This is a genomic window from Stenotrophomonas nitritireducens, assembly GCF_001700965.1.
Lineage (GTDB): Bacteria > Pseudomonadota > Gammaproteobacteria > Xanthomonadales > Xanthomonadaceae > Stenotrophomonas > Stenotrophomonas nitritireducens_A.
Genome location: NZ_CP016756.1, coordinates 3512404 through 3524840, shown reverse-complemented (window position 1 = coordinate 3524840; position 12437 = coordinate 3512404). Strand labels below are relative to the sequence as shown.

The window sequence follows — 12437 nt, the reverse complement described above, 5'->3', positions numbered from 1 at the left end:
ATGCCGCTCATTGCGCCGCTGCCTCGCTGCGCTTGGCACGCAGACGTTGCAGGTATTCGGCCACGGCGGTGTTGTGATCGGTATAGGACGCGGAGAACACATGCGCGCCACTGCCATCGCCCACGGCGACGAAGTACAGCGCATCGCCTGGCGCCGGGTTGGCGGCGGCATGCAGCGCGTCGCGGCCGGGCATGGCGATCGGCGTCGGCGTCAGGCCGGCGCGAGTATAGGTGTTGTACGGCGTATCGGTGGTCAGGTGGATCTTGCGGATATTGCCGTCGTAGGCGCTGCCGATGCCGTAGATCACGGTTGGGTCGGTCTGCAGGCGCATGCCCATCTTCAGGCGACGGACGAACACGCCGGCAATCTGCGGGCGCTCGCTGGCCAAGCCGGTTTCCTTCTCGATGATGGAGGCCAGGATCAGCAGTTCGTAGGGCGACTTCAGCGGCAGGTCGTCACTGCGCCCGGCCCAGGCGGCGGCCAGTTCCTTTTCCATCGCGGCATGGGCGCGCTTGAGCACGTCCACGTCGCTGTCACCGCGCTGGTAGATATAGGTTTCCGGCAGGAAGCGGCCTTCCGGGTGCTGGTCGGGGAAGCCCAGCTTGGCCATCAGCTCGGTGTCGGCCAGATCGGTGGTTTCGTGCAGCAGCGGCTGTGCACGGGCCAAGGCCGCGCGCAGTTGGCGGATGTTCCAGCCTTCAACGATGGTGACGCGGTATTGCAGCACCTTGCCCTGGCGCATGTTCTGCAGCAGCTGGCGCGGCGTGGGTGCCGGCTCCAGCGCGTACTCGCCTACCTTGAGCTTGCCGGCGGCATCGAGCTGGCGCGCCAGCAGCTGCCATTGCAGATCGTCGCCTTCATCCACACCGGCCGCTCGCAGCTTGCGCAGCACGCTGGTGAGGGAGTCACCGGAAGCGATGGTGATGCTTGCCGCCGACGGCGTCAGCGGCGTATCGGCAAAACTGCCCTGCCGCTGCCACAACCAGGCCGCACCTGCGCCAGCCAATGCCACCAGCAGTACCAACACCGCCAGCACCAGCAGACATCCGCGCTTGGCACCCGCCATGGTCACCCCGTCTTCAAAGAACCGATGCGCAGGATACCGCGCTGGCGGCAACGCCGGCCAAAGCGGTGTTCATCATTGCGGGTCCAGCGCCCGCAACAGCCCGCGCGCCTTGGCCCGGGTTTCATCCAGTTCCTTGTCGGCCACCGAATCCACCACGATGCCGGCTCCCGTACGGAAACTGGCGATAGTGCCCTGCACTTCGGCGGTGCGGATGAGGATGTTCAGGTCCATGTCGCCGTCACGGTTCAGCCAGCCGAAGGCGCCGGTGTAGGCACCGCGCGCGGTCTGCTCCAGCTCGGCGATGATCTCCATGCAGCGCACCTTGGGACAGCCGGTGATGGTGCCGCCCGGGAAGGTGGCCGCAATCACTTCGCCCGGGGTCACATCGGCGCGCAGCCGCGCGCGCACGTTGCTGACGATGTGGTGCACGTGGGCGTAGCTCTCCACGGTCATCAGCTCATCGACCTCGACGCTGCCGGGCGCGGCAATGCGACCCAGGTCGTTGCGCTCCAGGTCGATCAGCATGACGTGCTCGGCGCGCTCCTTGGGATGACCAACCAGCTCCTGGATGCGTGCGGCATCGTCGTCGCCTTCGAAGCGCGGGCGGGTGCCGGCGATCGGGCGGGTCTGCACCACATCACCGTTGACGGAAACCAGCCGTTCCGGCGAGGAGCTGACCACGGCGCGTCCGGCAGCGGTGAACAGGCCGGCGAACGGTGCGGGGTTGGCGGTGCGCAGCCGCGCGTACAGCGCTTCCGCTGCCAGCGGCGTATCGAACTGCGCCTGCCAGCGGCGCGACAGGTTCACCTGGAACACGTCGCCGGCATGCAGGTAATCGATGATCTTGTGCACGCCGTCGGTGAAGCGTTCGCCGGCGTCTTCGCTGATGGCGCTGGGGCCATGCCAATGCGGCAAGGGCGGCAGCAATGCGGCTTCTGTTTGATCGTGCTGGAGCTGGCTGAGCAGGTCGGCGGCGGCGTCTTCGGCGATGGCGATGCAGCGGCCGCTGTCGCGTTCGCGCAGTACCGCTGCTGGGCAGCGCAATGCGACGGCAGTTGGCAGGCAATCCGTGCGCCGTGGCAACTGCAGGATCGGTTCAACCTGCTGGGCAAGCTCGTAATCGAGCAGCAAGGCCCAGCCGCCGCGGAACGGGATGTCCGCTTCCATCGGGTTACGTGGCTGCTGCAGGGCCTGCCAGTCGCGGTCGAGCGCGGCGAGGAACGTCCCTTCCACCGGGCTGCCGTCTTCGCGCTGCACGCTGCCGTCAGCGTTGAGCAGGAGCTGGCCGCCATCGGCGATCAACAGCATGTCCCACTGGCCTTGCTTGCCGGCGGCAGTGGATTCGAGCAGGACCGGATAGCGATGCGGTGCAAGCCGATGCAGCGCCAGCAGGTCGATATCGGCGCGCAGGGGGAGGATGTGCATCGTGGGCCAAAGAGTCGAGGAAGCTGGCGGCTCCCTTCTCCCGCTTGCGGGAGAAGGTGCCCGAAGGGCGGATGAGGGGAGCTTTTAAGGCAAAAAAATGAAGCGATGAGTGCCTTCAGTAACCAGGCTGTTCAACAGCTCCGCTTCGCTCTGCCCTCACCCCAACCCCTCTCCCGCTTGCGGGAGAGGGGCTCAAGCAAAAGCGCTGAGCCTTTAAATCCGCTTGAACACCAGCGTGCCGTTGGTGCCGCCGAAGCCGAAGCCGTTCGACATCACCACGTCCACGTCGGCCTTGCGGGCCACGTTCGGTACGTAGTCCAGGTCGCAGCCTTCGCTGGGGTTTTCCAGGTTGATGGTCGGCGGGATGATGCCGGTGTTCAGCGCCATCACCGAGAAGATCGCTTCCACGCCGCCCGCTGCACCCAACAGGTGGCCGGTCATCGACTTGGTCGAGCTGACCAGCATCTTGTAGGCATGCGCGCCGAAGGCGGTCTTCATCGCCATGGTCTCGCCCAAGTCGCCCAGCGGCGTGGAGGTGCCGTGTGCGTTGAGGTAGCCCACCTGTTCCGGGGTGACGCCTGCGTCCTTCATTGCCGCAACCATGCAGCGGGCGGCGCCTTCGCCGTTCTCGCTCGGTGCGGTCATGTGGTACGCGTCGGAGCTTGCGCCGAAACCGGCCAGCTCGCAGTAGATCTTGGCGCCGCGCGCCTTGGCGTGCTCGTACTCTTCCAGGATCAGGATGCCGGCACCGTCGCCCAGCACGAAGCCGTCACGGCCCTGGTCCCACGGACGCGAGGCCTTGGTCGGCTCGTCGTTGCGGGTGGACATGGCCTTCATCGCGCAGAAGCCGCCCAGTGCGGTCGGCGAGGAACCACGCTCGGCGCCACCGGCGACCATCACGTCGGCATCGCCGTACTGGATCATGCGCATCGCCGTACCGATGGAATGGTTGGACGTGGCACAGGCCGACACCGCCGAGAACGACGGGCCCTTCAGCCCGGCGATGATGCTCAGCTGGCCCGGCAGCATGTTGATGATGGTCTTGGGCACGTAGAAGGGCGAGATCTTCTTGCCTTCGTGGAACTCGATGGTCTGCTCTTCGATGCCGAGCAGGCCGCCGATGCCGGCGCCGACGATGGCGCCAATGCGCTCAGCATTGGCCTCGGTGATTTCCAGGCCCGAGTCGTGCAACGCCATGAAGGCGGCACCCAGGCCGTAATGGATGAACGGATCCATCTTCTTGGCATCCTTGCCGCTGACCCGATACTTGCCGAACAAGGGGTTGTCGGCGGTGATGTCGAAATCCCTGACCTCACCTGCAATCTTGGTGGTGAAACGCTCCAGGTAGCTGTCCATGACATTCGTCAGCGGGCCAATGCCCGAGCGGCCATTGATGATGCCTTCCCAGCTGCTGGCCAGATCATTGCCTAGGGGCGACACCATGCCCATGCCGGTAACGACGACGCGACGACTCATTGCGGATTCTCCTGGCCCCGCACGCGGGGGGATTGAAACTTAAAAGCACAGGGCCGCATCAGCGGCCCCATGGATTTGCAACGCGGCTGACATGCTTGCCGACCGCGCCTTGTCAGACCTGGATCAGGCCTTGACGTGTGCCTTGACGTAGTCGATGGCGGCCTGGACGGTACCGATCTTCTCGGCTTCCTCGTCCGGGATTTCGCACTCGAACTCTTCTTCCAGCGCCATCACCAGCTCAACGGTGTCAAGCGAGTCTGCACCCAGGTCATCGACAAACGATGCGCTGGTGGTGACTTCTTCTTCCTTGACGCCAAGCTGCTCAACAACAATCTTCTTGACGCGTTCTTCGATGGTGCTCATTGGATATCGCTCCAGATGGAGTAGTGGTTCAAAAGACGCCAGCCCCCAGGGCTGGCCGTGGGATAGTGTAGTGGAAACCGTCGCGGCGGTGTTTTTCAACAAAAAAGCCACAACGATCAACCACTTGGGTGCAGTCCCTGCACACCACGCTTACGGCATGTACAAACCGCCGTTCACGTGAAGGGTTTCGCCGGTGATGTAACTGGCCGACGGACCGGCCAGGAACGCCACCGCCTTGGCGATGTCTGCGGGCTGGCCGAGGCGGCCCAGCGCGATCTGGCCGAGCATCGCCGCCTTGGCGTCCTCGGGCAGATCCTTGGTCATATCCGTGTCGATGAAGCCCGGTGCGACCACGTTGACGGTCACGCCGCGGCTGCCGATTTCCTTGGCCAGCGACTTGGAGAACGCAATGATGCCAGCCTTGGCAGCGGCATAGTTGGCCTGGCCGGCATTGCCGGTGACGCCGATGACCGAGGCGATATTGATGATGCGGCCCTTGCGCGCCTTCATCATGCCGCGCATCACCGCCTTGGAGGTGCGGTAAACGCTGGTCAGGTTGGTGTCGAGGATGGCCTGCCAGTCCTCGTCCTTCATGCGCATCAGCAGGTTGTCGCGGGTGATGCCGGCGTTGTTGACCAGGATGCTGATGGCACCGAATTCCTTGCTCACCGCGTCGATCAGCGCGTCCACCGCGCCCGGCTCGGTCACGTTCAGCGCACGGCCGTGGCCGCCCTGTGCAGCCAGCCGCGTACCGATGGCAGCTGCCCCGTTGTCGGTGGTGGCGGTACCGATGACAGTCGCGCCCAGCGCGGCCAGTTCATCGGCAATGGCGGCACCGATACCCCGGCTGGCGCCGGTGACCAGCGCGATTTCACCCTGCAATGGCTTGCTCATTCCTGTTCCTTGTATGCATGGCACCGCGCACGCGCAGCGCCCATCATGACCGGGCGCAGGCTGCGCCCACGCCGCAATCGGTTACTCAGTTTGCCCACTCTTCCAGCGCGCCGGCAAAGTCTGCCGGGGTGGCGAGCGGACGCCCTTCGATGTTCTTGTCGATGCGCTTGACCAGGCCGGTCAGCACCTTGCCCGGGCCGCATTCGGCCACGCGGGTGACACCACGTGCGGCCAATGCCTGCACGCAACCGGTCCACTGCACCGGCTGGTACAGCTGCTGCACCAGCGCCTGACGGATGGCATCCACGCCGTCATGCACCTGTGCATCCACATTCTGGATCACCGGCAACGACGGCTGCTGCCACGCCAGGCCTTGCATCACCGCAGCCAGACGATTGGCGGCTTCGCGCATCAGCGGCGTGTGCGACGGCACGCTGACGGCCAGCTTCACCGCCTTGCGCACGCCCTTTTCAGCCAACAGCGCCAAGGCGCGGTCCACTGCGGCAGCGTCACCGCCGATCACGATCTGGCCGGGCGAATTGAAATTGGCCGGCACCACCACCTGGCTGCCTGCAGCCTCGGCGCAGACTTCCAGCACCAGCGCGTCTTCGGCGCCGAGCACGGCGGCCATCGCGCCAACGCCGGTGGGGGCCGCGTCCTGCATCAGCTGGCCACGCAGGCGCACCAGGTGCGCACCGTCGTGCAGCGTCAGCGCGCCCGCAGCAACCAATGCGGTGTACTCGCCCAGGCTGTGCCCGGCCAGTACGGCCGGCTGTGCACCGCCCTGCGCGTTCCACAGGCGCCACACCGCGATGCTGGCGGCCAGCAGCGCCGGCTGGGTGAATTCGGTGCGATTGAGCTGTTCTTCAGGGCCGCCTTGCGACAACGCCCACAAGTCGACGCCCGCGCCTTCGGAGGCCTCGGCAAAGGTGTCACGGACCTGCGGGTGCAGTTCAGCCAGTTCGGCCAACATCCCAATGGATTGCGAACCCTGGCCGGGAAATACGAAAGCGAGTCGGGAGTCAGTCACGCGGTCTTCTGCTGCATCAATCGAAGCGGGGAATAATAAGCGCGAAAGCGCCCACTCGTCTGTACTGGCGCGTATGCACGACATGCAGCAGGTAGTGCCGAGCCATGCTCGGCAAGGGGTCTTACCGCAGAGAGCCCGTAGTGCCGAGCCATGCTCGACAAGAGGCCTTACCGCAGGGAACCCTGTAGTGCCGAGCTATGCTCGGCAAGGGGATTTACCGGGAACGCCCCTGCCGAGCATGGCTCGGCACTACATTGCCCCCTCCCTTTCGCGTAGCGAAGGGGAGGGTTGGGGAGGGGTTGGCTTTGGCTGCGTCGTGCAGTTTTGGCTTCGCGGCTTACGCCGCTCCTACGAGAAGCTTGGGGCTGATGGGTTGGTTGGTGAAGGCCTCTGCCGAGCATGGCTCGGCACTACAGGTACCCCAAACAAAACGGGCAGCCATTGGCTGCCCGTTTTTTTAATCTGAATCAGCGAGACGCTTAGTAGCGCAGCAGCGCCGAACCCCAGGTGAAACCGCCGCCGAAGGCTTCCAGCAGCAACAGCTGGCCGCGCTCGACACGACCCGAACGGATCGCTGCGTCCAGTGCCAGCGGCACCGAGCCGGACGAGGTATTGCCGTGCTTGTCCACCGTCACCACCACGCGGTCCATCGGCATGTCCAGGCGCTTGGCCGTGGCCTCGATGATGCGCAGGTTGGCCTGGTGCGGAATCAGCCAATCCAGGTCGGACTTGTCCAGACCATTGGCTTGCAGGGTCTCATCAACCACCGAGTCCAGCGCCTTGACGGCGTACTTGAACACGTCGTTGCCCTTCATGATGATGTTGCCCGGCTTGTCGAAGCCGACCGACACACCAACCGGATCCCACAGCAGCTCCTTCTTGCTGCCGTCGGCATGCAGATGGGTACTGAGAATGCCGGTGTCTTCGTCGGCCTTGAGCACGACGGCGCCCGCGCCATCGCCGAACAACACGCAGGTGGTGCGGTCAGTCCAGTCGACGATACGGGTCAGGGTTTCCGCACCGATCACCAAGACATGCTTGGCATCACCGCTGCGAATGAATTTGTCAGCCACGCTCAGGGCGAAAAGAAAGCCCGAACATGCCGCATTGACGTCAAACGCCGCCGAACCAGCTGCACCGAGACGGGCCTGGATCAAGCAAGCGGTAGACGGGAAAATCAGATCCGGCGTGGTGGTACCCACGATGATCATGTCCAGCTGCGACGCCTCAATGCCTGCCGCTTCCAGCGCGCGCATGGCGGCGTGGTAGCCCAGATCACTGGTGGTTTCGCCTTCGGCAGCGATGTGCCGCTCACGGATGCCCGTGCGCGACTCGATCCACTCGTTGGTCGTGTCGACAATCTTGGTCAGATCGTCATTGGTCAACACTTTCTCGGGCAAGTAACTACCAGTGCCCGCGATCCTCGAGTAGATCCGCTTGCTCATGCTGTTTCCTATTGCGCGAAGCCGCCCGCAGGCGGCCCCGGAAGAATCGGTGCAACAACCGCCACACTCAGGTGGCGGCAGCCGTCACAAATCAATCTTCTTCAGCGACCAGGGTCGACTTGGTCGTGATCACCTTCTTGCCACGGTAGAAACCGTCAGCAGTGATGTGGTGACGCAGATGCACTTCACCGGTGGTCGGATCGGTGGACAGCTGCTTTGCGCTCAGGGCGTCGTGGGCACGACGCATGCCGCGGCGGGACGGGGTAACACGGGATTTCTGCACAGCCATGGGATTGCTCCAAACTCGGTTTCGTTTGCTTCGTCGTTTAATTGCACAGGACGCCAGCGTCCAGCACTACTCGCTTTCGCCGCAGCCGCCGACGATTACCGGCCGCAATTATTTCTTCAGCGCCGCCAATGCCGCAAAGGGATTGGCCTTGCTCAATTCTTCTTCGGTCGCGGTGAAGTCCTGTTCGACTGCCTCGCTTCCTGGCGCCAGCGCTACCACTGGCACCGCCAACACCAACTCGTCTTCCACAAGATCCAGCGGCCGCAGGTTGCCGTCTTCGGGCACCAGCAGCGCTTCGTATTCCTCTGGAAGCGCGGATTCCTCGTCTTCGTCCTTGATCAAGCCCAAGCGCTGCCTGATCGACACCGGCAGCAGGAAACGCTGCATGGTGCGCTGACAGATCAGGGGCAACTCGGTATCGATGGTCAGATCGACATAAGCCACCTGCAAGATGTTGTCTCGATCGAATTCCAGCGCATAGGTGCACTGGCCTTCGGTATCGGCAACCAGACCCTGCAGGCGGGTCAATTCGGACAAAGGCACCTGGCCGTCAAAGCGCCTACGCGCTACGACCATCCGCCAAGCATCCAGCAATTCGGGCACGTTCGCGGACATAAGCTGCAGAATGTTAAGGAGTAGCCCCGCCGCTGTCAAACCCAAAGCGACGGAAACATTGTCAGACCGGTGGCGGCGCAGCAGACTGGCCGTCCCGAGCCGCGTATTTTTACACATGAAGCCCCTGATTCTCGCCTCCACGTCACGATATCGCGCTGAATTGCTGAACCGGCTCAGGCTTTCGTTCAGTTCGGCGGCTCCGGACGTCGATGAATCGCCGCTGCCCGGCGAGTCGCCAGCCGTGCTGGCACAGCGTTTGGCGGGCGCCAAGGCCGAAACCGTCGCCCGCCAGTTCCCCGGCAGCTGGGCCATCGGCTCGGACCAAGTTGCCGAGCTGAACGGGCAGTCGCTGGGTAAACCCGGCAGCCGCGAAGCCGCTTGCGCGCAGCTGGCAGCGATGTCCGGCCACGAAGTGCTGTTCCACACCGCCGTCTGCGTGAGCGACGGTACTACGCGCCACCAGGCCAGCGACCTGACCCGCGTGCGCTTCAGGGCCCTGCAGACGGCCGAGATCGAGCGTTATATCGATACCGAGCTGCCACTGGACTGCGCCGGCAGCTTCAAATGCGAAGGACTGGGCATCACCTTGTTCGAGGCCATCGAGAACAGCGACCCTACCGCCCTGATCGGCCTGCCACTGATCCAGACCGCGCGCCTGTTGAGATTGGCCGGCTATCAGCTGCCGTAGCCGGGTAAGCGCAGCGCACCCGGGACCCAAGATCTACCTGTTCACTCAGGTTTCCCGCCAACAGCCCCGGGTGCGCTGCGCTTACCCGGGCTACGGTGCTGCGCTGGCAGCTTCAAATGCGAAGTCCTGGGCATCACCTTGTTCGAGGCCATCGAGAACAGCGACCCTACTGCCCTGATCGACCTGCCGCTGATAAAGACCTCACAGCTGCTGCGACAGGCCAGCTATCAGTTGCCCTAGCCTGCGGCCAGCACCGTAGCCCACGGCTATGCCGGAAACCCACGCCCGCACATCAACACGCGGGCGCGGACCAGCCTTATTTGATCTCGAACGGTTGCTCTGCCCAGGTTTCCACGCTGCCGTCATTGCCATGCAGACGCAGCCCCAGCCAATGGGTGCCAGGCTTCAGGCCGGATGTATCTAGGCGTGCATCAAAGCCGGTATTGGGATGCTGCGGGTCATTGGAAATCTTCCAGAACGGGCGCACGTCGAAGGCGCGTCCGTAGCGGGCGTCACCTGCGCTACGGCCGTCCAGCAGCAGCTCAACCCGTAACAAACCTACGCCGTCCTTGAAGGCCCAGCCGCTGACTTCCAGCGCAGCATCCACTGCCTGACCTGCCAACGGCGTTTCCACCCACGCCATGGCCGGCGTCACGCAGGCACCAGGCTGTTTTTCTGCCGGTAGCCGGAACAGCAGGAAGCGCTGGAAGCCATGATCGAGCGAAACCATGCGTGGCGGCGGCAGCGGACCCACCAGCTCGCAGACGTCGTGGTAATGCGCCAATAGATCGCGGTAGCGCTGGTCTCCGGGCGCCAGCACCAACAAAACCGGCGTGGAGCGGCTGCCATCGCTGATCAGCTTCCACAGCGCCAACTGTGCGGTGCGCCCGTGCCGGTCATTGAGCGCGTGCGGCAGCACCTTGATGTTCGGATCATTGAGGCGGAAGCCCAGCTCCGCGCCCACCTTGAAACTGCCAGCCAGCAATTGGGTGTCTTCCGGCATCTCCGAGAGCTCGTCACGCACGCCCTCTGCCAACTGCTGCCAGCCTGCGAAATTCCGCGGGTAATACTTGCTGCCGGCAAGGTGTTCGCGCAGCGCGGGCGAGGCCGCAAACAGGTAATAGCCCATGGCCAGCAGCAGCCCCAGCGAGGTCACCGCCCACAACGTGCGCCGCCAGCGACGCGACCAGTGGCTGAGCAACGCCGGCACGCAGACCAGCAATGCCAGGTAACCCGGCAGCGGCCAATGGAAGCTGACCCGCTCCACATCGGTGAAGAAGCCGAGCAGGAAGATCAGCAAGGTCGAAGTCGCACCGACCAGCGCGAAGTAACGCCACTGCAGATGATGGAAGCCGCCCTGCGCATGCCGCACGCCTTTGCCGGCAACCACCGCCATCGCCGCAAACAACAGTGGCGTCACCAGCAACGGCTGGATCACCAGGAACAACACCCCCTGCCACTGAAAAGCCCAGGGGTGACGCTCGACCAGCTGGAACTTGAGCCCGGCATCCTGGTTGTCCAGGTTCCAGGCCAGCAACGGCACCCAGGCGGCAACGCCAACCGACAAGGCGATCCACACGCGCGGATCACGCAGCATCTTGCGGCCTTCGGGCAACGCCAGCAGCGCGATGAAGCCCACCGCGATCACCCCGATGAAGCGGTAGTGGCTCAGCGCGCCCAGCAGCAGGCCGCAGGCCAACAGCAACGCACCGCCTGCACCGACGCCGCGCAGCAGGCGCGCCCCCGCATCCAGGCACAGCAAGGCCGCAATCGCCATGGGCACATCCGGCACCGCCAGGATGCCCAGCGTTGCCGACAGCGGCATCAACAAGGCAAGCGAACCGGCGCGCCAGCCCATGCGCGCGCCAAACCAGCGCGTGCAGATGCTGGCAACCATCCACGGCAACGCCGCGCCCATCAACAGGAAGGGCAAACGCACGCCCAGCCGATTGTCGCCGGCAACCTCCACACCCAGCCGCGTGAGCCACGCGGTGAGCCCGGGCAGGTCCGAATAGGCCATGGCCAGATGCTGACCTTCCTGCCAATAGAACGCCTCGTCCACGAACAGCGGAAGCTGCGATGCCAGCAGCACCTTGGCCGTGGTGACCAGCACCCACAACACGAGGAAGGTCACGTATGCGCGTTGTTCACCCCTGATTGCCACGTACACTTCCTTCAGCCCAAATAACGAGACGACCATGACCGTGGCGCCGCCCGGAATGCTAACCGAAGTAACACTACAGTCCCTATCGACGGCGCAACAGCAGGTCAATTCCCTACTTCTGGGCAAAGCGCAGGAAGTAAGGCTGGCCTTTGTCGCGCTGCTGTCCAGCGGACATCTGCTGATCGAAGACCTGCCCGGCCTGGGCAAGACCACCCTGGCCCATGCCATGGCGTCCAGCCTCGGCCTGCAGTTCCAGCGCGTGCAGTTCACCTCGGATCTGCTGCCCGCCGATGTGCTCGGCATCTCGGTTTACGAAGCGCACAGCCGCAGCTTCCAGTTCCATCCCGGGCCGGTGTTCTGCAACCTGCTGCTGGCCGACGAGATCAACCGCGCGCCGCCACGCACGCAGAGCGCGCTGCTCGAAGCCATGGCCGAGCAGCAGGTGACCCTGGATGGCGTCACCCACAGCCTGCCAGACCCGTTTTTTGTGATTGCCACCCAGAACCCGGTGGACATGTCCGGCACCTTCCCGCTGCCGGACTCGCAGCTGGACCGCTTCCTGCTGCGCCTGACCCTGGGCTATCCCAACGCCGAAGCCGAGCGCGCCCTGCTGGCTGGCGAAGACCGTCGCAACCTCATCGCCCGCGTCACCCCCTGCCTCTCCGAGCAGGACCTGCGCAGCCTGCGCGAAGCGGTGGGCCAGGTGCATGCCAGCGATGCACTGATTGATTACGTGCAGGCCTTGATCACCCGCAGCCGCCAACACCCCGGCGTGCGTGTTGGCCTGTCACCGCGTGCCGGCATCGCCCTGCTGCGCGCGGCCAAGGCGCATGCGCTGCTGCTTGGCCGCCGCCATGTGGTACCCGAAGACGTGCAGGCCTTGTTCATCGCCGTAGCCGGACATCGCCTGGTCGGCGAGGCGGAGGCCTCTTCAGGCCCGGCCTTGGCACGCGCCATCCTGCACAGCGTGCAGGTGGATTGA

12 protein-coding genes and 1 pseudogene are annotated in these 12437 nt (G+C 64.4%); 3 read left to right on the top strand and 10 right to left on the bottom strand.

Features of this window, described 5'->3' with window-relative positions; all coding sequences use genetic code 11:
- Window positions 1-7: 7 nt before the first annotated feature.
- The 9 genes from mltG to BCV67_RS14970 all read right to left on the bottom strand — a co-directional run bounded on the left by mltG (window position 8) and on the right by BCV67_RS14970 (window position 8603).
- Window positions 8-1066 carry an endolytic transglycosylase MltG gene (gene mltG, locus BCV67_RS15010; protein ID WP_062168777.1) on the bottom strand — a complete coding sequence of 353 codons (1059 nt, stop codon included), beginning with the start codon at window positions 1064-1066 and terminating at the stop codon, window positions 8-10.
- Between the two features lie 72 nt (window positions 1067-1138).
- Window positions 1139-2491: an aminodeoxychorismate synthase component I gene (locus tag BCV67_RS15005; RefSeq protein ID WP_062168779.1), complete on the bottom strand. Its 1353-nt coding sequence runs from the start codon at window positions 2489-2491 to the stop codon at window positions 1139-1141.
- Between the two features lie 213 nt (window positions 2492-2704).
- Window positions 2705-3967: a beta-ketoacyl-ACP synthase II gene (gene fabF, locus BCV67_RS15000; RefSeq protein ID WP_062168781.1), complete on the bottom strand. Its 1263-nt coding sequence runs from the start codon at window positions 3965-3967 to the stop codon at window positions 2705-2707.
- A 123-nt stretch (window positions 3968-4090) separates the two neighbouring features.
- On the bottom strand, window positions 4091-4330 hold the full coding sequence (gene acpP, locus BCV67_RS14995; protein WP_054659808.1) for an acyl carrier protein: 240 nt from the start codon (window positions 4328-4330) through the stop codon (window positions 4091-4093).
- A 150-nt stretch (window positions 4331-4480) separates the two neighbouring features.
- The gene (gene fabG, locus BCV67_RS14990) at window positions 4481-5224 is read right to left on the bottom strand and encodes a 3-oxoacyl-ACP reductase FabG (RefSeq protein WP_062168783.1); all 744 of its coding nucleotides are present in this window, start codon (window positions 5222-5224) and stop codon (window positions 4481-4483) included.
- A gap of 85 nt (window positions 5225-5309) precedes the next feature.
- Window positions 5310-6254 carry an ACP S-malonyltransferase gene (gene fabD, locus BCV67_RS14985; RefSeq protein WP_062168784.1) on the bottom strand — a complete coding sequence of 315 codons (945 nt, stop codon included), beginning with the start codon at window positions 6252-6254 and terminating at the stop codon, window positions 5310-5312.
- A gap of 479 nt (window positions 6255-6733) precedes the next feature.
- Window positions 6734-7699 carry a beta-ketoacyl-ACP synthase III gene (locus BCV67_RS14980; RefSeq protein ID WP_062168786.1) on the bottom strand — a complete coding sequence of 322 codons (966 nt, stop codon included), beginning with the start codon at window positions 7697-7699 and terminating at the stop codon, window positions 6734-6736.
- Window positions 7700-7790: 91 nt separating this feature from the next.
- Entirely contained in the window at window positions 7791-7988 is a 198-nt protein-coding gene (gene rpmF, locus BCV67_RS14975) for a 50S ribosomal protein L32 (protein WP_057628937.1), read from the bottom strand.
- 108 nt (window positions 7989-8096) lie between these two features.
- Complete coding sequence (locus BCV67_RS14970) at window positions 8097-8603, bottom strand: YceD family protein (RefSeq protein ID WP_057628938.1); 507 nt, start codon at window positions 8601-8603, stop codon at window positions 8097-8099.
- Between the two features lie 115 nt (window positions 8604-8718).
- On the opposite strand from BCV67_RS14970, the gene BCV67_RS14965 reads away from it, so the two are divergent.
- Entirely contained in the window at window positions 8719-9291 is a 573-nt protein-coding gene (locus BCV67_RS14965; RefSeq protein WP_062168788.1) for a Maf family protein, read from the top strand.
- Between the two features lie 99 nt (window positions 9292-9390).
- Window positions 9391-9531: pseudogene (locus tag BCV67_RS20565) on the top strand (septum formation inhibitor Maf); the annotation flags it as partial.
- A 76-nt stretch (window positions 9532-9607) separates the two neighbouring features.
- Here BCV67_RS20565 and BCV67_RS14960 read toward each other — a convergent pair.
- A complete protein-coding gene (locus BCV67_RS14960) occupies window positions 9608-11449 on the bottom strand; it encodes an ArnT family glycosyltransferase (protein ID WP_062171681.1) in 1842 nt (613 codons plus the stop codon).
- 40 nt (window positions 11450-11489) lie between these two features.
- Here BCV67_RS14960 and BCV67_RS14955 point away from each other — a divergent pair, with 40 nt between their 5' ends.
- Window positions 11490-12437, top strand: coding sequence for an AAA family ATPase (locus tag BCV67_RS14955; protein WP_237334376.1), 948 nt, complete (start codon window positions 11490-11492; stop codon window positions 12435-12437).

Excerpts from the sequence above, each read along its gene's own strand:
- mltG (WP_062168777.1), bottom strand. The coding sequence starts at position 1,066 with ATGGCGGGTGCCAAGCGCGGATGTCTGCTGGTGCTGGCGGTGTTGGTA.
- BCV67_RS15005 (WP_062168779.1), bottom strand. The coding sequence starts at position 2,491 with ATGCACATCCTCCCCCTGCGCGCCGATATCGACCTGCTGGCGCTGCAT.
- fabF (WP_062168781.1), bottom strand. The coding sequence starts at position 3,967 with ATGAGTCGTCGCGTCGTCGTTACCGGCATGGGCATGGTGTCGCCCCTA.
- acpP (WP_054659808.1), bottom strand. The coding sequence starts at position 4,330 with ATGAGCACCATCGAAGAACGCGTCAAGAAGATTGTTGTTGAGCAGCTT.
- fabG (WP_062168783.1), bottom strand. The coding sequence starts at position 5,224 with ATGAGCAAGCCATTGCAGGGTGAAATCGCGCTGGTCACCGGCGCCAGC.
- BCV67_RS14980 (WP_062168786.1), bottom strand. The coding sequence starts at position 7,699 with ATGAGCAAGCGGATCTACTCGAGGATCGCGGGCACTGGTAGTTACTTG.
- rpmF (WP_057628937.1), bottom strand. The coding sequence starts at position 7,988 with ATGGCTGTGCAGAAATCCCGTGTTACCCCGTCCCGCCGCGGCATGCGT.
- BCV67_RS14970 (WP_057628938.1), bottom strand. The coding sequence starts at position 8,603 with ATGTCCGCGAACGTGCCCGAATTGCTGGATGCTTGGCGGATGGTCGTA.
- BCV67_RS14965 (WP_062168788.1), top strand. The coding sequence starts at position 8,719 with ATGAAGCCCCTGATTCTCGCCTCCACGTCACGATATCGCGCTGAATTG.
- BCV67_RS14955 (WP_237334376.1), top strand. The coding sequence starts at position 11,490 with ATGACCGTGGCGCCGCCCGGAATGCTAACCGAAGTAACACTACAGTCC.